21 protein-coding genes are annotated in these 20,222 nt (G+C 61.6%); 15 read left to right on the plus strand and 6 right to left on the minus strand.

Annotated elements, in window-relative coordinates:
- Positions 1-18 precede the first annotated feature (18 nt).
- The 4 genes from BV071_RS32355 to BV071_RS02300 all read left to right on the plus strand — a co-directional run bounded on the left by BV071_RS32355 (position 19) and on the right by BV071_RS02300 (position 4,451).
- Complete coding sequence (locus BV071_RS32355; protein ID WP_052572774.1) at positions 19-1,677, plus strand: leucine-rich repeat domain-containing protein; 1,659 nt, start codon at positions 19-21, stop codon at positions 1,675-1,677.
- A 47-nt stretch (positions 1,678-1,724) separates the two neighbouring features.
- Positions 1,725-2,114, plus strand: a complete 390-nt coding sequence (locus BV071_RS02290; RefSeq protein ID WP_035601433.1) for a hypothetical protein — start codon at positions 1,725-1,727, stop codon at positions 2,112-2,114.
- 66 nt (positions 2,115-2,180) lie between these two features.
- Entirely contained in the window at positions 2,181-3,932 is a 1,752-nt protein-coding gene (locus BV071_RS02295) for an endo-1,4-beta-xylanase (protein WP_035601435.1), read from the plus strand.
- 57 nt (positions 3,933-3,989) lie between these two features.
- Complete coding sequence (locus BV071_RS02300) at positions 3,990-4,451, plus strand: hypothetical protein (RefSeq protein WP_052572775.1); 462 nt, start codon at positions 3,990-3,992, stop codon at positions 4,449-4,451.
- Between the two features lie 6 nt (positions 4,452-4,457).
- Here the strand turns inward: BV071_RS02300 and BV071_RS02305 are convergent, their stop codons facing one another.
- Both BV071_RS02305 and BV071_RS34160 read right to left on the minus strand, forming a co-directional pair.
- Positions 4,458-5,441, minus strand: a complete 984-nt coding sequence (locus BV071_RS02305) for a glycosyltransferase (RefSeq protein ID WP_265593971.1) — start codon at positions 5,439-5,441, stop codon at positions 4,458-4,460.
- Positions 5,442-5,509: 68 nt separating this feature from the next.
- Positions 5,510-5,680, minus strand: coding sequence for a CPXCG motif-containing cysteine-rich protein (locus tag BV071_RS34160; RefSeq protein ID WP_081885733.1), 171 nt, complete (start codon positions 5,678-5,680; stop codon positions 5,510-5,512).
- A gap of 126 nt (positions 5,681-5,806) precedes the next feature.
- On the opposite strand from BV071_RS34160, the gene BV071_RS02310 reads away from it, so the two are divergent.
- From BV071_RS02310 to BV071_RS32360, 4 genes are all read left to right on the plus strand, one after another.
- Positions 5,807-6,115, plus strand: a complete 309-nt coding sequence (locus BV071_RS02310; RefSeq protein ID WP_052572776.1) for a hypothetical protein — start codon at positions 5,807-5,809, stop codon at positions 6,113-6,115.
- A 146-nt stretch (positions 6,116-6,261) separates the two neighbouring features.
- A complete protein-coding gene (locus BV071_RS02315; RefSeq protein ID WP_265593972.1) occupies positions 6,262-7,332 on the plus strand; it encodes a SurA N-terminal domain-containing protein in 1,071 nt (356 codons plus the stop codon).
- Positions 7,333-7,338: 6 nt separating this feature from the next.
- The gene (gene pdxA / locus BV071_RS02320) at positions 7,339-8,196 is read left to right on the plus strand and encodes a 4-hydroxythreonine-4-phosphate dehydrogenase PdxA (RefSeq protein ID WP_035601440.1); all 858 of its coding nucleotides are present in this window, start codon (positions 7,339-7,341) and stop codon (positions 8,194-8,196) included.
- Positions 8,165-8,983 carry an MBL fold metallo-hydrolase gene (locus BV071_RS32360; RefSeq protein ID WP_052572777.1) on the plus strand — a complete coding sequence of 273 codons (819 nt, stop codon included), beginning with the start codon at positions 8,165-8,167 and terminating at the stop codon, positions 8,981-8,983. Before pdxA ends, BV071_RS32360 begins: the two co-directional genes overlap by 32 nt.
- A gap of 7 nt (positions 8,984-8,990) precedes the next feature.
- Here BV071_RS32360 and BV071_RS02330 read toward each other — a convergent pair whose 3' ends face one another.
- Entirely contained in the window at positions 8,991-9,710 is a 720-nt protein-coding gene (locus tag BV071_RS02330; protein WP_035601442.1) for an outer membrane lipoprotein-sorting protein, read from the minus strand.
- A gap of 185 nt (positions 9,711-9,895) precedes the next feature.
- Between BV071_RS02330 and BV071_RS02335 the strand changes: the two genes are divergently transcribed.
- The 3 genes from BV071_RS02335 to BV071_RS02345 all read left to right on the plus strand — a co-directional run bounded on the left by BV071_RS02335 (position 9,896) and on the right by BV071_RS02345 (position 11,927).
- Positions 9,896-10,888, plus strand: coding sequence for a hypothetical protein (locus tag BV071_RS02335; protein WP_052572778.1), 993 nt, complete (start codon positions 9,896-9,898; stop codon positions 10,886-10,888).
- A gap of 91 nt (positions 10,889-10,979) precedes the next feature.
- A complete protein-coding gene (locus BV071_RS02340) occupies positions 10,980-11,711 on the plus strand; it encodes a hypothetical protein (RefSeq protein WP_265593973.1) in 732 nt (243 codons plus the stop codon).
- Between the two features lie 21 nt (positions 11,712-11,732).
- Positions 11,733-11,927, plus strand: a complete 195-nt coding sequence (locus BV071_RS02345) for a hypothetical protein (RefSeq protein ID WP_035601445.1) — start codon at positions 11,733-11,735, stop codon at positions 11,925-11,927.
- 79 nt (positions 11,928-12,006) lie between these two features.
- Here BV071_RS02345 and BV071_RS02350 read toward each other — a convergent pair whose 3' ends face one another.
- A complete protein-coding gene (locus BV071_RS02350) occupies positions 12,007-12,312 on the minus strand; it encodes a hypothetical protein (protein ID WP_035601448.1) in 306 nt (101 codons plus the stop codon).
- Between the two features lie 342 nt (positions 12,313-12,654).
- On the opposite strand from BV071_RS02350, the gene BV071_RS02355 reads away from it, so the two are divergent.
- The 3 genes from BV071_RS02355 to BV071_RS02365 all read left to right on the plus strand — a co-directional run bounded on the left by BV071_RS02355 (position 12,655) and on the right by BV071_RS02365 (position 15,119).
- Positions 12,655-13,134 carry a hypothetical protein gene (locus tag BV071_RS02355; RefSeq protein WP_265593974.1) on the plus strand — a complete coding sequence of 160 codons (480 nt, stop codon included), beginning with the start codon at positions 12,655-12,657 and terminating at the stop codon, positions 13,132-13,134.
- Between the two features lie 146 nt (positions 13,135-13,280).
- Positions 13,281-13,802 (plus strand): hypothetical protein, encoded by a 522-nt coding sequence (locus tag BV071_RS02360; protein ID WP_035601453.1) that lies wholly within the window; start codon positions 13,281-13,283, stop codon positions 13,800-13,802.
- A 471-nt stretch (positions 13,803-14,273) separates the two neighbouring features.
- Positions 14,274-15,119 (plus strand): TIR domain-containing protein, encoded by an 846-nt coding sequence (locus BV071_RS02365; RefSeq protein ID WP_052572779.1) that lies wholly within the window; start codon positions 14,274-14,276, stop codon positions 15,117-15,119.
- A 581-nt stretch (positions 15,120-15,700) separates the two neighbouring features.
- Here BV071_RS02365 and BV071_RS02370 read toward each other — a convergent pair.
- Both BV071_RS02370 and BV071_RS32365 read right to left on the minus strand, forming a co-directional pair.
- Positions 15,701-17,512 (minus strand): MBL fold metallo-hydrolase, encoded by a 1,812-nt coding sequence (locus BV071_RS02370; protein ID WP_035601455.1) that lies wholly within the window; start codon positions 17,510-17,512, stop codon positions 15,701-15,703.
- 582 nt (positions 17,513-18,094) lie between these two features.
- Positions 18,095-18,730, minus strand: a complete 636-nt coding sequence (locus tag BV071_RS32365) for a hypothetical protein (protein ID WP_052572780.1) — start codon at positions 18,728-18,730, stop codon at positions 18,095-18,097.
- 243 nt (positions 18,731-18,973) lie between these two features.
- On the opposite strand from BV071_RS32365, the gene BV071_RS32370 reads away from it, so the two are divergent.
- Positions 18,974-20,212, plus strand: coding sequence for a glycoside hydrolase family 76 protein (locus BV071_RS32370; protein ID WP_052572781.1), 1,239 nt, complete (start codon positions 18,974-18,976; stop codon positions 20,210-20,212).
- The last annotated feature ends 10 nt before the right edge of the window (positions 20,213-20,222 follow it).

Below are 20,222 nucleotides of genomic sequence, written 5' to 3' on the forward strand. Positions count from 1 at the left end.
CCCACGACCGCCACGGACATGAACAAGCTTCTCTCTCTCGCCGCGGTTTGGGTGGTCTTCGCCCAGAGCGCCATAGCCCAGAGCTTCACCTTCACGACGGAGAACAGCAAAACCACCATCACCGGTTTCTCCGCCGAGCCCAGTGGTGCAGTCAGCGTGCCCGCCACCCTCGGCGGCTACACGGTCACGGAGATCGGCCGCTCCGCCTTCAAGGATCGCACCGGCATCACCAGCATCAGCTTCGCTTCCGGGGCCAGCGTCACCAAGCTCGGCGCGAACGCCTTCCAAGGCTGCACCGGTCTGACTTCGATCAGCCTGCCCAGCGGAACCACCGCCCTGCCGACGGGATTGTTCAGTGGCTGCGCCAGCCTGACGTCGGCAACGATTCCCTCGACGGTCACGAGTATCGGCGACAGCGCCTTCACCGATTGCCGCAGCCTCAACTCACTCACCCTGCCCACCAGCCTGAGCAACCTGGGTGAGTCGACCTTCCTGAACTGCCGCAGCCTCACCGCGCTGGCGATCCCCAGCGGAGTCACAGGTATTCCCGGCCAACTCTGCAGCGAGTGCCGATCACTCGCCACGCTCAGCCTGCCCTCCGGCATCACTTCGGTCGGCTACTCAGCCTTTGCCAATTGCGCCTCTCTAACAGGAATGACCTTGCCATCCTCGCTCACATCTCTGGGCGATACAGCATTCCAAGGCTGCAGTGGTATCACCAGCTTCGCGATCAATGCCTCGCTGGCCAGCATCGGCAGCCAGGCCCTCGATGGTTGCAGCGGCCTGAGTTCCATCACCGTCGCCGCTGCGAACCCCAACTTCAGCAGCACGAATGGCGTGCTCTTCAACAAGGCTGGCAGCACGCTCCTGCTCTGCCCCGCGGGCCTGGGCGGCAGCTACACCATCCCGCCCAGTGTCACAGCCTTGGCCGAGGGCGCGCTCGCCCACTGCGATGACCTTACCAGCGTGACCCTGCCCGCGAGCGTCACCAACATCGCCCAGGATGCCCTCTACTACGCCAGCGGCCTGACCAGCCTCACGATCCCGGAAGGCGTCACCGCCATCGGAGCTTGGGCTTTCGGCGGCTGCTCCGCGCTCAGCGCCGTGACCTTGCCGGCGACTCTCACGACCATCGGTGCCGATGCCTTCCACTACAGCACCAGCCTGCAGCAGGCGACCTTCAAGGGCAATGCGCCGACAATGAGCACCAACGTCTTCGCGGGCACTGCCAGCGGCTTCACGGTCTACTTCTACGCCGCCAGCACCGGCTTCACCACCCCCACCTGGCAAGGCTACCCGGCACAGGTGATCGGTTCCGGCCAGACCGCAATCAACACCTGGCTCACCCAGAATGGCTTCAGCAGCGGCACCGACCTCAACTCGGATCCGAACAATGACGGCGTCAGCCTGCTCATGGCCTACGCCCTCGGCCTCGATCCCAACCAGAACCTCGCCAACAGCCTGCCCAAGCCGGTGCTCGATGGCGGCTATCTCACGCTCAGCTTCCACGGCAATGCCGAAGGCATCACCTACTCCGTGCAAGGCAGCCTCGATCTCCAAGGCTGGGATGCCACAGGCCTCACCCTCTCGGAGCCCGATGCCAGCGGCATCCGCACCGCCACCCTGCCCGTGGGCAGCGGCCAGAATGGCTTCATGCGGATCGTAATCACGAACTGAGGCGGGCTTGAACCCCGCGCCGCCACCGCTCAGGCTGGCGGCAGCCCATGAATGACACCATCGTCCACTGGATACTCCTGGCTCTCGCCGCCATGATATTTCCCGTGGCCTATGCCTTGGTCTTGCGGCGGATGAATCGGGCGGCAATCCCGCGCCCGCCACGCTTGGCCTTCTTCTTCCTGTTCGGCACCTTGGGCGGTTGGGCTCTTGCCTTCCTGCTCTCGCCCTCGGGCCTCGCCGCAAGCTGCATGCTGCTGCTGATCATCGCGGCCCCGATTGCGCTCATGGTCTTATCGATCCTTCTTGCGACCCGCCCAGAGCGCACCTGCTTCCATCGCTTCGCGATGTGGGCAGGCTTCGTCTTCGTCCTGCTGCCACCCCTCGGCATGTACGCGGGACTCTTCGTCATGGCCCTCACGGGATCGCTGCATGACTGAGTCGGGCGGCCCCATGCCAGTCCCTCTTCTTGCACGGTCTTCCCCCTCGCCTAGCCTCCGGGCCTGATGAGGAAGCTCGCACTGCGACTGATCTGCGCTTGGTTCGCTATCGCCTCGGCTGCCGCTGACATCGCAGCGCCACCTGGAGGCAGCGATCTAGCCCTTGCCAGCGAGCTGAAAGCTTACGCCGATCCTGCCTGCGGCACGGTCAGCAAGATCGACAACGGAGGCTGGAAAGTCGTGATCACCAAGCCGGACGAAGCCAAGGCCTACGCCGCACAAGTCGCCTTGGACTGTCCTGCCGAAGCCCTTGCTCCCGGCGAGACGGTGCTCGCCCTGGTCAAGGCCCGAGCTACCCAAGGCAAGGCCAGCATCGAGGCCAAACTTCAACTCGGCAAAGCGCCCTACACCCCTGCTGCTGCCACGACCGGCCTAGAGCTAAGCTCCACCTTTCAAGAACTCCCGGTCCTTTTCACGATCACCGCGGAGATCCCTCAAGGCGGCGCGGTCCTCACCTTCCTCTGCGCAGGCAAAGCCCAGAGCGTGGAGATCCAATCCGCCCGGGTCTTCCGCTATCCCGCGGGAACCGATATCAGCAAGTTCCCACGCATCCGCCGCAGCTATGCCGGCCGCGAGCCCGATGCACCATGGCGCAAGGCTGCTCTTGATCGCATCGAGAAGCAACGCAAGTCGGACTTCAGCGTCCGCGTCACCGGACCCGACGGCAAGCCGCTCGCCAATGCCCGCATCACCCTCAAGCTGCGCCGTCACGAGTTCGGCTTCGGTTCCGCCGTCACCGCCGACCTTCTAACAGCCGATACCGAGGATGCCCGCCGCTACCGCGAGATCGTCGACCGGCTCTTCAGCCAGATCGTCTTCGAGAATGATCTCAAGGACTTCGGCTGGGAACCGGAAGCCGAGGGCAAGGAAGAGCACAAGCAGAAGCTCGACCGTGCCTTCACTTGGCTTGCGGAGCGAAACATCTCCATCCGCGGCCACTACCTCATGCAAGTCGCCGTGCCGCCGAACCTCGCCGGCCAGACCGATGTCGCGGCAATCCGCAAGCACGTCCTCGGCACGATGGAAGAGCGCCTCGCCTTCGCCGGCAATCGCGTCGTCGAATGGGACGTGATCAATCACCCGGTCGCATGGAGCGGTGCCGAACTGCTTACCAAAATCCCCGGCTTGGAGACGATCGACCGCGAAGTCTACGCCGCAGCCCGGAGTCGCAGCCCCCTGCCCTTCTTCGTGAACGAAGACCAGATCTTCCGCCCCGGCCGCCAAGCGGATGAGACCTACAACTACCTCGCAGCCTTCAAGCGCGACGGCCTCCGCATTGATGGCCTCGGCAACCAATCCCACTTCGACGAAAGCTTCCTGCCCTCGCCAGAGGAACTTCTCGCCACCACCGATCGCTTCGCCGCCGTGGTCCCGCGCCAAGCGGTCACCGAATACGACATCGTCACCCAAGCCGACGAGGACCTCGCCGCGGACTACACCCGCGATGCCCTGATCGCCTGCTTCAGCCACCCCGCCTACTCCAGCTTCCTCCTCTGGGGATTCTGGGAAGGCAGTCACTGGAAGGCAGAAGCCGCGTCATGGAACCGCGACTGGTCGATCCGCAAGCGCGGCGAAGTCTTGGAAGAATGGCTCGGCCGCCGCTGGGCCACGGAAGTGACGCTCACCACTGACAAAGACGGCACCGCCCGCTGGCGGGGTTTCCCAGGCTACTACGAACTCAGAACGGAAGCTTCCGGGGCACCCCTTGTCTTCAGGGTCTCCAAGGTCACGCCCGAAGCAAAGCTGGACCTGCCTTGAGTCTGCCTTTCGGCTCGTCTGCCCGGGACCTCACCTGTTACTCCACGAGGACAGCTGATGGCCGCCCGCACTCTCCTGATTGCATCCCTCGTCCTCTTTGGGGTCTCGCTGGCCCTGCCGGCCTTGCGGTTCGTCCATCAACCCGCGGTCCGCGGTTACACACTGCTGTGCTGGGGCTGGTGGGGCATGCTCACCGGTGATTTCCCGTGGTTCGCAAACCCCGTCTATTTTGCCGGACTTCTCGCCTGCCGTTTTCACAAACCCCGCTTGGCATTCATTTTCTCGGGACTCTGCATTCCCATCGGCTTGCTCACCCTAGGGGTCGATGAATGGTATTTCAACGAGGGCAGCGGCACCCCGATCAATGGCTTCGGCCTCGCCTTCCCTGCCTGGCTCTTGAGCTTCATCGCCCTTTTCTTTGCCGCCGCCATCCAGATACGCAACCGCAAGTCAGGCATAGCCTCACCTCCGCCCCTACCCGTCAAAAACGAGGAATCGCCGGTTCACGACACGGAATAAAAACCTTCAGCACAGCGCCCAGAAGTCCCGGCCATCCACATAGCCCGCCTCACGCGCCATCCCTGCGATATCATCCCGCGCCCCCGGCACTCCCACCGCGCCGAGCATCACCGCTTCCCGCCAGCACTTCCCGAAGTCCTCCAGCCCCGCTACCGCCGCGCCATGGATCTTCTCGCCGATCCGACGCGGGTGGACCTCGTAGAATCCCTTCACCTCGATCCCGCGCAGCAGCAGTTCCTGCGCGATCGCCTTGCCGATCGGCCCGGCGCCCGCGACCACCACGCCATGCTCGCGGATCCGGGGCATGCGTGACAGGAAGTGCGCCCGCATCTTGTTGCGGAAGACATCCCCGTAGCGCGGATCATTGCGCGTCAGCCGCGTCGCGGAATCACGCCAGCCGAGCAGCGTTTCCGGCACCTTCCCAAAGACCGAGCCGCGTTCGAGCAAGCGCAGCCACAAATCGTGATCCTCCGCCCATGGCACCTCCCGATAGCCGCCCACCGCGTTGACGGCAGCCTTGCGCATCAGCGCGCTGGGATGGACCAGCGGGTTCTCGATGAAACGGGCGTTGGCGATCGCCTCCGGCTCGGCCAGTGAGTTCACCCACTCCACATGCCGCGCCATCCCGTCTCCCAGCGGAGTCAAGATCTCAACCCCGCAACCGATCACATCCAGATCAGGCCGCGCCTGTGCCATCGCCCACTGCCGTGCCAGACGCTCCGGGTGGCTCACATCATCAGAATCCATTCGCGCCAACCATTCCGCCCGTGCAACCCGCCCCGCAGTCTCTGAAGCTCCCACCACCCCGCGCCCGGAATCATTCTGCAGCAGCCTCACCCGCGGGTCCCCCGCTGCGAACTCGCGCACAATCTCCGCCGAGTCGTCGGTCGAGCGATCATCTACCGCCAGCAATTCCCAGTCCCCGAAACTCTGCGCAGACACACTCGCCAGTGCCTCCGGCAGCGTCGCCGCCGAGTTCCGGAACGGCATCACGATCGAAATCTTCTCCAGCGACACTCCGGTTTGGAAATTAGTAATTAATCATTAGTGCTTTGCATTCAGTCACCCAAGCCCCTTGCGAAGGCTCCCGATTCGTCAAAAACGATGATCATCGGCCGACAGCAGATCTCACAATCGTAGTCCACCTCCGTCGGCAATTCGTCGAAGGAGGGCATCACCACCTCGAAGGTCTCGAAGCAGGTCGGACATTGCACCAGAACCGTATCCATGGGGCGAGAGTGCTACAAATTTACGAGAGAGGCTAGTTTGACCGCTGCGCAATGCGTGTTAGACTGGAACATTGCGGTCCCCTGCTTTTTCCGGGGCCGCGGTCCATCAACCGAAACAACCATCCCATGAAACTCCATCAACTTCTGGCGATCGCCGCCCTACCGCTAGCATTTGCCGCCTGCAATGAATCGGACAAAACCGAAGCGGAAAAGAAGGTCGACAAGGCCAAGGAAGAAATGAAGGCCGCAGGCCAAGATGCCGCGGACAAAATGAAAAAGGCGGGCGAGGACGTGAAAGCGGCCACAAAGGACGCCGCCGACAAGGCCAAGGCCGCCGGCGACGATGCCGCCGCCAAGGTCAAGGACGCCACCAAAGACATGAAGGACAAGGCTGCCGACGGGCTCGACAAAGCCGCGGAAGAGCTCCGCAAGTAAGACGCCCCCCGGATTTCCCTGCCCCAGGCCATCGAAAGATGGTCATGGGGCATTTTTGTTTCACGGAAGCGGGACCTTTCGCCGCTTGCATTGGACCTTGCGACGGGAAACAGTCCCCCCGCGTCCGCAACGCCACCGTTCCACCCATGAAACCACGTCTCGCCTGGCTCTTTCTCATGGCTGGCGCCGGCCTCCTGCCGGCACAGCAGCCTCCTCAGGCTAATCCTGCGCCAGCCCCTGCTCCCGCTCCCGCCAGGCCTTTGCCTCCGCTGCCACAGGGCCCCTTCGAGGTGAACGGCATCGCCGCCAAGGTCAACGGCCGGGTCATCACCAAGAACAAGGTCGGCTTCATGCTCGCCCGGATCTACGCCGAGCTGGCCGCCCAATTTCCCCGCCGCGGCGCCGAATTCGAGCGGCAGGTCTTGGAGGCCCGCAACAAGATCCTCCAAGAGCTGATCGACCGCGAAATCATCCTTTCCGAGTTCAAGCAGATGGAGGCCAAGGGGGCCGCTCTGCCGGAACACGTGGTGAAGCGGGAAATCGACCGCCAGATCCGCGAGGAACATGGCGGCAATCGCGCCTCCTTCGAGCAGGAACTTTCCCGCGCCCGGATGACCATGGACGGCTATTCCCAGATGGTCCGCGAGCAGTTGATCGTCCAGGCGATCCGCTCCGAGCACATCGCCGAGGTGGCCCCACCGGACAGCAAGGAGATGGCCAAGGAATACTCCGAGGTGAAGCTCCTGATGCGCGACATGACCAAGGACAAGATCACCTTCTACAAGATCTTCCTGCCGCGCCAAGATCCTCAAAATCCCCTCGCCACGCCGGAAACGCAGCTTGCCCTGGGCGAGCAGATCGCCGCTGACGTGAAGGCCGGCTCCAATATCGCCGATCTCGCGAAAGCCCATTCCCGCGACGCCTTCGCCGCGGAAGGTGGTTTCCAAAAGGATCTGCCGCGCACCGACTTGGCCCCCGAATTCGCCGCGATCATCTTCAACGGCAAGGACGGCGACCTCCTCGGCCCCTTGGAAGACCCAGCCGGTTTCACGATCGTGAAGATCGTCAATATCGCCTACGGTCCCACCCCATCGCTCTCCGACCCGGAAGTGAAGAAGAGCATCGAGGACCGCGTGACCCGCAAGAAGTCCGCCGCGGCCTACGAGAAGTGGATCGAGAAGAAGCGCCGCTCGGCTAACATCGAGAGGAAGATCTGAGCAGCGATGCCGCGCGTCCTCATCACCCTCGGCGATCCCGCCGGGGTCGGTCCCGAGGTCGTCGCGAAGGCGCTCGACTCAGGTCTCCTGCCCGCTGGCTTTGACTTTCAAGTGCTTGGCGACAGCCGCGCTGCGGTTCCTGGAAAGCCCGATGCCCGCTCGGCACAACAGGCACTCGACGCACTGGAATCCTCTGTCGCGATCCTGCGCTCGGACCCCGATGCGGTCGCCGTAGTGACCGCTCCAGTCTCGAAAGCGAGCCTACAGGGGGCCGGGTTCGCATTTCCGGGGCAAACGGAATTTTTCGCACATCGATTTGGTTGTGAAGATTTTACGATGTGCCTGAGTGGTGCCACACTGAGCGTTGGGCTCGTCACCATCCACATCCCACTAGCGAGCGTTTCAAGCAGCCTGACCAAGGGAGCGATCATGCGCTCCGGACGCCTTCTTGCCGACTTCGCCCGGCGCCGTTTCAGACGCGAACCCCGAATCGCGGTCGTCGGACTGAACCCTCACGCCGGCGAAAACGGCCTCTTTGGGAACGAAGAAAGCCTCGTCATCGCCCCCTCGATCGCCGCCTTAAGCGCCGAGCAACCTGGCGTTTTCTCGGGGCCTCATGTGCCGGATGCCATTTTCCGTCGTGCTGCGGACGGAGAGTTCGATGCCGTCTTGGCGATGTATCATGACCAAGGTCTGATCCCCTTGAAGTTGCTGGATTTCGACACCGGGGTAAATGTCACCTTGGGTCTGCCCAAACCCCGGACCAGCCCGGACCACGGCACCGCTTTCGACATTGCCGGCAAGGGCATTGCACGGGCGGACTCGATGATCCATGCGATCCGCCTCGCCTGCGAACTCGCCTGACCACCGCAACATGCTCTACGACAGCACCGCCGACGTGATCCGAAAGGCCCTCCGCGGGCTGGACTTGGCCCCGTCCGCAGCCGCCGCACGGGCTGGATTGCCTGAACGGGACGTTCTGGCCTCCAGCCGCGGACCGGTGGACAAGGAGATCCTGCGGACCTTGGCGCCGGCCTTGGGCCTTGACCCGGATGCGCTTGCGGGACTTCCGGGCTACCTGCCACCCGCTTGCCCCCTTACCGGAGTGAGCCGCCTGGAGCTGCCCTTCGACGACGAGACTGTAAACGCCTGGCTGCTGGATGATGGAGCAGGAGGGAAGATTCTCTTTGATGCCGGCGATGGCCGACTGGATGTCCGCTGGGCCCTGGAGGAGCGGGGCGTCCGGGAAGTCGTGGTTTTCATCACCCACGCGCACGGAGATCATACCGGCGGCTTGGCTGGCCTTGGCGAAATGGCCAAGAGCGTGGCTGGCCCCAAGGACTTGAAGCCCGGTGAAACCCGGTTGCAGGGCAAGTTGTCGGTGCGCGTGATCGATCTGCCGGGGCACTGCCCGGGAGCTCTGGGCTACGTTGTAGAAGGCTTGGGCCTGCCGCTTTGCGTGACCGGGGACGCTTTGTTCGCTGGATCCATGGGCGGCTGCGGCCCGGGCCGGCCTTATCAGTCCGCCTTGGCAGCCCTGAAGGCGGGCGTGATGAGCCTGCCAGACGAGACGGTGCTCCTTCCCGGCCATGGTCCGGAGAGCACGGTGGGCAGTGAGCGACTGGGGAACGCGTTTCTGGCCGGGCGCTAGGCGCGGCTCACTTCCGCAAGCCCTTGGGAGCCTTTGCTCCGTCGTCGTTGAACTTGATGGCGGTCCGTGAAGTGGTGCGGTATTCGCCGCCCTTGTCTTCCAAGGTTTTCACCAGCATTTCCTTCACCGTGTAGCCCTTGCCACCGGGAACCTGCATCACGCTGTTCACTTGGAATTCCTTGATCGGATTGCCGGCGCGGTCGTGGGCGCGGACTTGCCAAAAGGCACCGTAGCTCTTGTGGACCCAGACGTAGACCTTGCCAAAGGCCCCATCCTTGCCGGGATTGGTCAGGGCGATGCGGTAACAGTCGGCACCGTTGACCTTTTCTTCGCCTTCCAACTTGGCACCCTGCCAGTAGAGGAAGCGCAGGGTGAGGTCCTCGTAGGTGACGTCGGTTCCGGCAATGGGAGTGGCCAGCTTCGCGACCGGGAAGCGGCTGGTCTTGTTGTCCCCGTCGATGGTGAGGAGCTCGCAGTTCTCATCCCCCATGCGGATGTGGAAGCGCTCGCCGTTCCCAAGTGAGAACTGGAGGTTGTTGCCCTCGCGCACGAACATGCTGATCCCGACATCCTTGCTGCCGTCCTTATGGATTACGCCATTGAGGTCCATTTTTTGAACCGTGGCGGAAAGCCGGATCGAGCGGATCAAGGCGTCCGCATCCGGGGCTTGGGCGTGGAGCGGCGCAACGGCGGCGAAAAGCGTGGCGGCGGCGAGGAAAGCTTTCATGGTTGGCTAAGGAAAGACCATCCCCTGAAATGCTACTTTTGCAAGCAGAAGCGGGGATTCGCAAAAAGAGCGCCCCGGATGACCGGGAATTTTCAAATTCCTGCCATTAGGTGCTTGATGCAAGGTGTCACGGCGAAGTGGAATTCGCCCACCGCCCAAATCGCGCCCGTTTTTTTTCACCCACGATGAGCCTTCGCACGCAGCTTACGGATATCCTCCCGCCCTTGTTGCCGAGCAACCCCGCCGAGTCGATCAAGGGAACCGAGTTGATCCGGCTCGCGCGATTGCAGCTCAATGGCGCGTATTCGGATGCCTCGCTGCGTTACCATTTCTCGATCATGTCCTGCGATCCGGCCTCGCCGATCGCCAAGGTGGAGAAGGGCCAGGGCTACTACCGCCGCACTGCGCCGGTGCCGGCCCTGACCGGGGCGCAGGAGCTGCTGGCGCTCAGCCATGGGCGCTTGGATGACTTCGGTGCCGATCATGAAGCGGTGGACCAAGCGCTGGAGCGGCTGCGGAAGTTCCGCGCGGTGGTGATGCGCTACTACGATGTGGAAGGCCGCTTCCCCTTCGTCTTCCGCCAAGCTTTCGCGCAAAGCTCGCCACTGGGCAACCTCTGGAAGTTCCCGGAAGTCGCGCTGGTTGACTGGGAAACCGGTGACGCGCCGGACGGCGAGTTGACCCTCGATCCGACCATGCTCGCTCTCAAGCAGCGGATGGGCCTGCCGCCCTTCCGCCTGCATGCCGCCCGCCTGCGGATCCAACCCTCGCTCGACAGCTTCCGCGAGGATTTCTTCCAAGCGCTCTCCGCCTCGCAGTGGGCGCAGGGTGGCGAACTGATCTATGCCGCCCCGGTGGTGGATGAGGCGCTGGCGGACGGCCTGCGGCACCTGAACGCGACCTTCGGTGTGGGTGTGGTTTCCTTCGGCCTCACGCCGCAGATGCTGGATGACCTGCCGCGCCCGGCGAACATCCTGAACGCGCACCCGAAGGAAACCGAGGCCCTGATGGAACGACTCGACGTGCACCGGATCGCCGCTGCCCATACCCGCCAGCATATCGACTGGCAGGCGCTCGACGGTCTGCGCCGCGAAAGCCCGGAGATCGACCAACTGATCCAGTGGCTGGTTTCTTGCATCAACAAGGGTCGCGCGGAAGCCTTCAAGGAAGAGGCCTGATTCCGATTCCAGTAGATCGATCTTTGCGGCTCCCCGGCCGTGGACCTACTCTCCGCCACCGATGCCCGGAGCGCCCGTTAACGTCATCTGCATGAAGTGGGGTAAGCGATACCCCACTTGCTACGTCAATATTCTGTTCCGCTCGCTGCAGCGGCACCTCTCGCGGCCCTTCCGCTTCGTCTGCCTGACGGACAACACCGAGGGACTAGTGGAAGGTATCGAGACCCTGCCATTCCCGGAAAATCCCGGCGTGACCCAGGCCAAGTGGCCGAATGTCTTCCTGAAGCTGGTGATGACCCGCGACGGCTTCGCCAATCTGGAAGGCCCTACGCTGTTCCTGGATCTCGATATCGTGATCCTCGGTTCGATGGATTGTTTCTTCGACTACCAGCCGGGAAAGAACTGCATCATCCACAACTGGATCGAACGCCGTAAGCAGATCCTCAAGAAGCGTCCGGAGATCGGCAACTCCTCGATCTTCCGCTTCGAGGCCGGGAAGTCCCAATACATCTACGACACCTTCGTCCGCGAGATGGAGCGGGCACAGGACCGTTCGATCTTCCAGACCGAGCAGGCTTTCCTGACTTATGCGATGAAGGAGCGCTACTGGTGGCCGGAGGAATGGGTGCGCAGCTTCAAGTTCAACTGCCGCCCGATCTTCCCGTTCAACCTGGTGAGCGCGCCGAAGAAGCCGGAGGGCGCAAGGGTGCTAGTTTTCCACGGCAAGCCGGATCCGCCGGATGCGGTGACGGGGATCGCCGGTGGGAAGTTGCATCATCGGGTGCTGCCGTCGCCTTGGGTGGCGGAGTATTGGAGGGAGTGAGGGAACAGACCTATTCAACCCATGAGCGAACTCATGCGACAGTTGGCCGCCCGCAAGGTGGAACGCCGTTGCCAACTCGCCGCGCTGCCGTTGGGCGAGAAGTTGCGTATGCTTGAGGAGATGGTGGCGGCCACGAGGGCCATCAGCGCGACCCGGCCGCCCAAGCAGGTGAATGCGGTGTCGCCGCGTCATTTTTCATGGACGGATCTTGGGTAGGAACGGCGGATGGAGGTGGGTTGAAACGGGCGGGGCGGGGTCGGATTCAAGATTCAAGGACTCACCCGTTTCATGCCAGTCACCCCCCACCGCCGGCCCCCGGTCTCTCGTTGTGATACGCTTTGGCAAGGTAGATCCACCCAGCCAAACCAAACGCTAGCATCAGCCCGGCATTGGTAGCCTTGTGACGGCGGTAGGATGTTTCATCGACCTTCTCGATACGATCCGGCCGCTCGTAGAACACCGAGCCTTGCCCGTGGTGCCGGATCGCCTCCTGCATTTCCTGGCAGCCCCCGATGACCAGAAATCCCAGACTCGCGCCGTAGAGCATGGGCCGGTTGAAGATCCATCCTAGACCGCTGATCTTCTCAGGAACGCTAGCCATCTCCCACAGCTACCAGTGGGATTGAATGGGGGCCAGCTCGAACCCCGGCAGACGCATCGGACACCCCTTTCGCGAGCAGCCCCGCCTCCACCGAGCCCATAGCAATCTCGCCATGCGGAGCCTATCGCAACTCCTTATAACAGCATCCAAAATATCTCAAAACTCATGCATTAACCTCACCCTGAAAAGGGAGGATTTCCGAACCTCAAAGGGAAATAAAGTTAAGCCGATTTGCATCATGAAATTTCGCAAGATGAATAAAAAAAGACATCATGGCGTCTTCCGTTCGGTTAATCAAATGACTCCACCATCAGGAGCAGAAGCAACAAACAAAGCAACACCATGAAATCAGGACTCATCTCCTTCATTGCCCGCATCACCATGACAATCGGAGCCTCCGTGCTACTTCAGCCTGCGGCATTGGCCGAGGACGCGAATGCGAAACTCCAAGGTGCAAAAATTGTCTTCGACACGCCTGATGGCGACGACAAGGACAAGGACACCAAGATCACCGTCACGCTCTACACAAAGGAGAACAACGAATACAAACGCATCGTAGCCAGCAAGAAAGACTTCGACGGCGACAATACAACGTACGAAGACCCCTCCAAACACGAGAAGGAGCTCGATATCCAAGGAGAGATTACGCGAGCCCAGGTGGACGGACTTCGCGTCGTCATTGAGGTTCAAACAAACGGCAACGACACTTGGATCTTCAACTACAAGGTTCAGCTAAACTTTGCTGACGGCACGACCCTCGAAAAGGGCGCCGATGGCGTGAAACTCAAGGAGGATGACCGCAAGCATGAGAAGACCTATTAGGTCTTCCACCCAATGGAAATGACTGGTGCCGGGCGAAGTCGGCCAGACTTCAAAGCCTTGGAAAGGCAGCGCCGAAGTTTGTCCCTTTTCGCCCGCATCCATTGCCAACCCTCCTAACCTGCGAATTAATCCGAAGAGTTCAGCCCATGAAAGCGACAGCTATGGGATTGGTCACTCTAATCCTTTCCGCCCTAGTTATTCTTGCGGTCGCGGCACTAGTCCACTCCCCCTCCGGTGTTCAGCCCCCGTCCCACGTCAGGCCTCCCTCCACCGCCACCACCTCAGGCGCAAAACTCAAAAGTGCAAAGATTGTCTTCGACACGCCTGCTGAGGACGACAAGGACGCCGACACCAAAATATCGGTCACACTTTTCACGAAGGAAAAGGGCAAATACAAACGCATTGTAGCTAGCAAGAACGACTTCGACGGCGATACTGATTACGAGGCCCCCTCCAGACACGAGAAAGAACTCGACATCCAAGGAGAAATTACGCGAGCCCAGGTGGGCGGGCTTCGCGTCGTCATAGAGATTCAACCGATGGGCCTCGACACTTGGATCTTCAGTTACAAGGTCCAACTAAACTTTGATGACGGCACCACCCTCGAAAGAGCTGCCGACTCAGTAAAGCTCAAGGAGGATGACCGAAAGCACGAGAGAACCTATTAGGATCCTTCACCTTCGAAGATATCTCTCTACCCCTCTCGCAAAGCCCCCCGTTACCCGCCCCTGATCCGCATCCTCCCCTCCGCCGCCTCCACCCCGTTAGGCAAGCCCCCCACACTCAGCGCGCTGGCAGGCCCCGGGATGCTGCTCGGCCGGTATGTCCCGTAGATCTGATCGAATGTCAGCAAGCCAGCGATCGTCTGGACTTCGAAGTGGAAGTCGAGGAATCACTCCACGTAACCGCCGCTCGCCGAACCCATCGACCAGAACTCCGGGTAAACCCCGTAGCTCACGATCTTTTCATACTTCCACCGTTGATCCGTCGAAACCGCGTCCGATTTGAGAAATGCCCGCTCACCGTCTCCCCCGGCGGAACGGTGATCACGATCTCACCTTCGGAGAACTTCCACCCACTGGCCGCCACGCACACCCGTACATTGACGGATCGCTCGGTTTCGCATCATCTTACTAACAATGAAAGTCTTCCTCAGTTGGTCAGGAGAGCGCAGTAAGCAAATCGCGGAGTTTCTTGATGTTTGGCTGCCATCAGTTGTTCAGGCTGTTCAGCCGTGGATCTCGACTCGGCACATCGACGGCGGAGCAGCCTGGTTCGGAGACATCTCAGAGCAACTCACCGAGGTGACCGTGGGTATTGTCTGCCTGACCAAGGAAAACCTCGATAAGCCATGGATCCTTTTCGAATCCGGAGCGCTAGCCCGAGGGCTCACAAGTCAACGCGTGATCATCCTTGCTTGTGACCTGGAAGTTAGTGCCATTCGCCCGCCACTCAGCCTTTTCAACATCGTCGCGCCTGACCGTGAAGGGGTGTGGAAAATGGTCTCCACCATAAACTCACGCTTGGGCGAGAGATCGCTCAAGCCCGCTGCTCTCGACCGAGCCTTCGAAGCTTACTGGAGTGAATTCACCGCCGAATTCAAACGAATTGTAGAAAGCACCCCCGAGACCACGGAGCACCCCAAGGTCGATGAAAAGACAATGCTCGTGGAAGTCCTCGGCCATGTCCGCGGCATGGACAAAAGACTGAGATCATTAGAAAGCAGCTCGGCGAAACGAAAGCCCCTAACAGGAGCCGTGCCAGCAGGAGTTGACCACTATCTGTCGAAAGGACTGGCCGAGAGGGCCGCCGAAATCTTCGAACGCAACAAGCGACTGGACCGGGCTACGACGACTGCCGATGCCCTTTATCGGGCAGGAAGATCGAAGGATGAAGTTTGCGACTCCCTTCGCGAGCACTTTAGCGATGATGAGGTTGAGTTTGCATTGCATCAAGCTTTGGCGTTCGATCGGGACGAAACTTAAGCCTCACGGTAGGCTCATTTGCTACCTCCCAGTCACAATCCCCGCCGCGAAAGGCGATTCGCCCACCTCGCTCCCTTCCACCGCATCCGCCGTGATGGCCCCGCTCATGTGGCTCCCGCATATGATGCACCTCAGCATCGAATCCGTCCTAACCCGCGATGGCAGCCCGCGCTTCCGCATGTCATCCTAGCCCTCCGAGATCCGCTTCCTTTCTTGTCCCGCAGGAATAGCCGACTCGTCAGCTGCCGCTTCGTCTCCAGATCCGGCTCCCCGATATTTAAATCCCCGCGCTCGATCCGCCTCACGCCCTGCATCCACACCTCCGAGATCTGGTTCGAGTAGTCATCTCTCGTCTGGATGGAGTCAGTTCTCGCACTTTACGCTGGCCCTAGCCAGCTTCGCAGATAACGAAGCCGCGGGGTGTGTCTTGAGCTCGCCAACTATTCGGGCCGGCTAAAGCTGTCCGCAGAAGATGGAATGAAGTCGCAGACCACCTTCGCTACGCTCCGGTTGGCGCTCCCAGTGCTGGCGCTCCACGGAATCCGCTTAACTGAGTGCCACTCAGAACTGACGCCGGTTCGCTAGTCGGCTTTTTCCGCGGGGCGCGGTTCAAGCTCTTCTTCGATGAGCCGCGCGATGTCTTTCAACATGCCCAGCTGCGCGGCGCTCAGGCTTCTTGGCTTATGATCGACGATGCAAAACGCGCCGACGCATGCGCCGTCAGCGGCGTGCAAGGGGACTCCCGCATAGAAGCGGACGTGCGGATCACCAATGACCACCGGATTCTCGGCAAAACGATCGTCCCGCAGTGCATCGTTCACGACCAGCGGTTCGCTTTGAAGGATGGCGTGAGAGCAAAAGCCCATGTCGCGCGAGGTCTCGCTGAAATCGAATCCGTAATGGGCCTTGTACCACTGCCGCTCCCGGTCGATCAGCGATACCAGCGCAATCGGCGCTGCGAAGGAAGCGGCCGCGATGCGCACGTGGCGATCGAATCTTTCTTCGGCATCCGTATCCAGCAGGCCGAGCCGATATACGGCTGCGAGGCGCTCTTCTTCGTCCGGCGGCAGTGCTGCCTTGCGCCAGCGCAGCATCGAACGCATCAGCCACGCACGCATGCGTGAGCGCGCGTATTGCAGGCTGTAAGGGCGCGTCAGCCAATCGGTGACAAGGGTGGGCAGGTCTTTGCCGATGGGCACTTGCGATTGATTGGCGACGATGATGATTGGCGTTTCCTTCGCATCCTCCCCCGGGAGCGCCCGGATCTCGGCACAAAGCGCGACGGGGTCCGGCAATGCATCACCGAGGAAGATGAGCGAGGGGCGACCGTTTAGCACCGCATCCTTCAAATCCCCGATCGCCACTTCGGAAACGCTGGGAATGCCGTCCGCCTTCGCCGCCGCAGTCAGGATGGCGCGATCCTTGGCCGGGACGCCTGCGATGAAAACCAGTTCCTCGGAGATGCTACTTCTGGGTTGCACCAGGCTGGAACGGAGGAATGGCGTGGCCTTGATCGCATCGGCCGCGCGGCGCAGTTCGATGACGCTGCCTTCGGCGGCGCCAACGACGCTCAAATCGTCACCGGCGGTGGCAACACGTTCGCAGGCGATGGAGACGAGTTGATCCACCGCGTCGTCGCTACGATCGGGATCATGGTGGAAAAGCGCGAGCTTCCTGACCCTGGCGGCGATTGCAACGTCGACGGCATATTCGACGGTGCTGTGGCCCCAACCAATTTTCGTCCGGTATTCCGCCGCGGTGTATTGCGTGTCATGGATGACAAGGTCGGCGCCGCGCATGAACTCGACATGCGCGGCGTCGCCGCTTTCGGGGGCTTCCACGAGACCTTCCGCCGCGCGCCGATTGTGGGGTTCATGGTCGGAGGCGTAAACCATACTGGCGCCGTCCGCCTCAAGGCGATAGCCGACCGTGAGCGCCGGGTGATTGAGATAATGCGTGGCGATCCAGATATCCTCGATCGAAAAGGCGCCCTCGACGACCTCATGATAATGCAACTTCGCCGTGAACGCATTCAGCGCGATGGGGAAGTATGAATAGTCCATCTGCGCGGCGAGCACCTCCTGGAGCGTCTTGCCAATGCCGCGCGGACCGTAAATGTGCCATTCGGCGTCGGCGACGAAGAGCGGCGCGAAGAATGGCAGGCCCTGGATATGATCCCAATGCGTGTGCGAGATGAGGATGTGGCCGCGCGCAGCGCGCCCTTGCTCCATCAGGGCCTTGCCGAGCAGATGGGCGCCGGTGCCCGCGTCAATGAGGATCGTGGTCCCTAAATCGGACATCACCTCCACGCATGAGGTGTTGCCGCCATAGCGAAGTGTCGCGCTGCTTGGCGTGGCAATCGATCCGCGTGTCCCCCAGAAGCGCACTTTCATGGCGACTTTGCCTAGGACTATGTCCGGATTATGCGCGGACTGCTAGGAAATTGCTTTTGAGGTGAGGGACGCGTGCCATTCGGGTCAGTAGGCATTTTAACATGCTTAGCTTCTTGTCTCGTCCGAAGTGGTCCGATGGGCGCGCACCTTGCGATTCCAGTATCCCGGCGTGATCTACCATGTGATGGCTCGCGGCGATGGCGGCAAGACCGTCTTAGAAACCGACGACGATCGTAGGCCCTTCCTTTCCCGCCGGGATGCCTCCGCGCAGGAGGGGTAGAGGTCGATAGTGACTAAGGTGAGGCGATCGGCGCGGGGGGGCGATTTGAAATTTGAAATTTCAAAGTAGAGGAAGAGCCGGGATGAGATTTCGGCTGTCCAAGCGGAGAGTGCGATCGCAGCTCCTTGTCGACTTGGACGACGGCGTCACCCAGCCCGTGAAATGTCGCTCGGAGAGACGGCACTCCATTGGGCTTGGCGACGGAGTCACCTGTCCCGAGAAATGACGGGCAGAACTCGACACCCCGGCCGACTGAAGACCGGCGCACCCAGTGGGCCGTTTTTGAGGCGAGGCTTGGGGGGTCAGTTTCGGCCGCCTCCGCGGCGTCCGCCACCGGCGGTGCGGTTGCCACCGCCGCCCTGAGCGCCGCCACCGAAATTGCGGCCGCCGCGGTCGCCGCCGCCTTGGGCCATGCGCTCGCTCATGCCATCCATCATGGCCTGCTGCTCGGTGGCATCGAGGACTCCATCGCTGTTCTTGTCGGCGCGATCGAAGAAGCGCTGCATACGCTCGGAGACTTCAGTCTTCGCCAGCATGCCGTCGTGGTTGGTATCCTGCTCCTTGAAGCGATTGGCCATTGCCTGGGTCGCCTCGGCCGTGCGCTTGGCACGCTGTTCGGCACGGTAGGCATCGCGCTCCGCCTGGGTCTTAGGCGCGGCGTTGAGAGGGTCGACCGGAGCGGTCTGGGCCGTAGAAGGAGTGGCGGGTGCCAGTGGCTCGGTCTGGGCGGCTTGGGTGCTTCCTGCGGCGGCGACTTCCCCGGCTGCCGGAACCTCTAAAGTCTCCGCGGCGGCCTCGCTCTCGACCGGTTTGGGCTTCGGCTTGGCGGCCACCGTGTGGGCCTTCGGCTTGGGCTTGGCGGCATCCGCAGCCTCCTTCTGGTCACAGGATGAGAGGAAGGCGGCGACAGGCAGGATCCAAAGAAGCTTCGCTTTCATAGGCAGGGTCACGCTGAGGAAAGGCTACGACCGTCGGGGTGGTCAAAAGGAACGAACCGATGCTTGCGGCAGAAGTTGCGGCGAAAAGTTCACATAGCCCAGCCGATCCAATTACTGGAGTCACCATAGCACACACCACTTCGAGGCGAAGGGAACGAATGCCTCCGGAGGAGGATCGGGGTTGATCCCCGGGAAACACCGGATTGACGCAAGATACCGGGCTTTTGCTACGAATGGGGGAGCATGATTTTCCAAACGCTGCCCGCCCGGCAAATCACCCGCACGCTACTGGTCGTGGCGCAGCTCTGTGCCCTCAGCGCAGGGATCGCCCAAGAGGCGCCCCCTGCCCCCGCTCCGGCACCGGAGCAGCCCGCCAAGCCCGCAGTCACCCCGGCCTTCCGCGACTGGGCCGTGGAGACCATGGAGGTGCTTCACAAGGACCTGTGGATTCCGGAGACGAAGCTCTATGCAGAGAAAGCGGATGTGACCACAGGCACACCGGATCATCCGTCCTTCATGTGGGGCGTGGGCGTGCAGCTCAGCGCGATGGCCGCGGCGGCGAAGGCAGAGCCCGACAAATACCTCGAACCGCTGAAGAACTATGCCGATGCGATCCAAGTCTATTGGCTGAAGCACGACGGAATCGAGGGCTTCGACGTGCAGCCGGGACCGAAGGCCTCCGACCGCTACTACGACGACAATGCGTGGCTGGTGTTGGCGCTGGCCGAGGTCTTCGAGGTGACCAAAGATCAGAAGTATCTCGACCGCTCGGTAGCGACCTTCCGCTTCGTGATGAGCGGTGAGGACGACAAGCTCGGCGGCGGACTCTACTGGCGCGAGCTGGAGAAAACCTCAAAGAACACCTGCACGAATGCGCCCGCGATCGCGAGCGGACTGCGGCTCTATCAGCTCACGAAGGACGAGAAACATCTGGAGGCGGCGAAGCGGCTCTACGCTTGGACCTGCAAGACGATGCAAGATGGCGACGGGCTCTTCTGGGACAACATCAAACTCGATGGGCAGATTGACCGCCGGAAGTTTACTTACAATTCGGCGCTGATGATCCGCTCCAACTGTCTGCTGAACGAGATCACCGGCGAAGCGAAATACCTGGACGAGGCCAAGCGCATCGCCACGGCCGCCGAGAAGCAGTGGATCCAAGCGAGCGGGGCGATCGCCGACAGCGGGCGCTTCGCGCACCTCTTGTTAGAGTCCTTCCTCGAGCTTCACGAGCGCGACAAGGATCCGCACTGGACGGAGACCGTGAGCCGCTGCCTGGTGAATCTCCACAGCGAGATGCGGGATGAAAACGGCCGCTATCCACACCAGTGGGCCCGCTGGGGACGTCGCGGTGGAGACCGCCGTCCAGCGGGGCCGATCAGGGAAGCCGTGCTGCTGAACCAAGCCAGTCCGGCGCGCATCTACTGGCTGGCCGCAGCGGAAATCCCGAAGCCGAAGGAAGAAGCGGCTCCGGCGAAGTAGCCCCGGACTG

This window comes from Haloferula sp. BvORR071, from assembly GCF_000739615.1.
Lineage (GTDB): Bacteria > Verrucomicrobiota > Verrucomicrobiia > Verrucomicrobiales > Akkermansiaceae > Haloferula.

Coding starts and splice junctions, on each gene's coding strand:
- BV071_RS02295 (WP_035601435.1), top strand. CDS start 2,181: ATGAGGAAGCTCGCACTGCGACTGATCTGCGCTTGGTTCGCTATCGCC.
- BV071_RS02315 (WP_265593972.1), top strand. CDS start 6,262: ATGAAACCACGTCTCGCCTGGCTCTTTCTCATGGCTGGCGCCGGCCTC.
- BV071_RS02370 (WP_035601455.1), bottom strand. CDS start 17,512: ATGAAAGTGCGCTTCTGGGGGACACGCGGATCGATTGCCACGCCAAGC.
- BV071_RS32370 (WP_052572781.1), top strand. CDS start 18,974: ATGATTTTCCAAACGCTGCCCGCCCGGCAAATCACCCGCACGCTACTG.
- BV071_RS02345 (WP_035601445.1), top strand. CDS start 11,733: ATGAGCGAACTCATGCGACAGTTGGCCGCCCGCAAGGTGGAACGCCGT.
- BV071_RS32365 (WP_052572780.1), bottom strand. CDS start 18,730: ATGAAAGCGAAGCTTCTTTGGATCCTGCCTGTCGCCGCCTTCCTCTCA.
- BV071_RS32355 (WP_052572774.1), top strand. CDS start 19: ATGAACAAGCTTCTCTCTCTCGCCGCGGTTTGGGTGGTCTTCGCCCAG.
- BV071_RS02335 (WP_052572778.1), top strand. CDS start 9,896: ATGAGCCTTCGCACGCAGCTTACGGATATCCTCCCGCCCTTGTTGCCG.
- pdxA (WP_035601440.1), top strand. CDS start 7,339: ATGCCGCGCGTCCTCATCACCCTCGGCGATCCCGCCGGGGTCGGTCCC.
- BV071_RS32360 (WP_052572777.1), top strand. CDS start 8,165: ATGCGATCCGCCTCGCCTGCGAACTCGCCTGACCACCGCAACATGCTC.
- BV071_RS34160 (WP_081885733.1), bottom strand. CDS start 5,680: ATGGATACGGTTCTGGTGCAATGTCCGACCTGCTTCGAGACCTTCGAG.
- BV071_RS02360 (WP_035601453.1), top strand. CDS start 13,281: ATGAAAGCGACAGCTATGGGATTGGTCACTCTAATCCTTTCCGCCCTA.
- BV071_RS02310 (WP_052572776.1), top strand. CDS start 5,807: ATGAAACTCCATCAACTTCTGGCGATCGCCGCCCTACCGCTAGCATTT.
- BV071_RS02330 (WP_035601442.1), bottom strand. CDS start 9,710: ATGAAAGCTTTCCTCGCCGCCGCCACGCTTTTCGCCGCCGTTGCGCCG.
- BV071_RS02300 (WP_052572775.1), top strand. CDS start 3,990: ATGGCCGCCCGCACTCTCCTGATTGCATCCCTCGTCCTCTTTGGGGTC.
- BV071_RS02290 (WP_035601433.1), top strand. CDS start 1,725: ATGAATGACACCATCGTCCACTGGATACTCCTGGCTCTCGCCGCCATG.
- BV071_RS02305 (WP_265593971.1), bottom strand. CDS start 5,441: ATGCCGTTCCGGAACTCGGCGGCGACGCTGCCGGAGGCACTGGCGAGT.
- BV071_RS02355 (WP_265593974.1), top strand. CDS start 12,655: ATGAAATCAGGACTCATCTCCTTCATTGCCCGCATCACCATGACAATC.
- BV071_RS02340 (WP_265593973.1), top strand. CDS start 10,980: ATGAAGTGGGGTAAGCGATACCCCACTTGCTACGTCAATATTCTGTTC.
- BV071_RS02350 (WP_035601448.1), bottom strand. CDS start 12,312: ATGGCTAGCGTTCCTGAGAAGATCAGCGGTCTAGGATGGATCTTCAAC.
- BV071_RS02365 (WP_052572779.1), top strand. CDS start 14,274: ATGAAAGTCTTCCTCAGTTGGTCAGGAGAGCGCAGTAAGCAAATCGCG.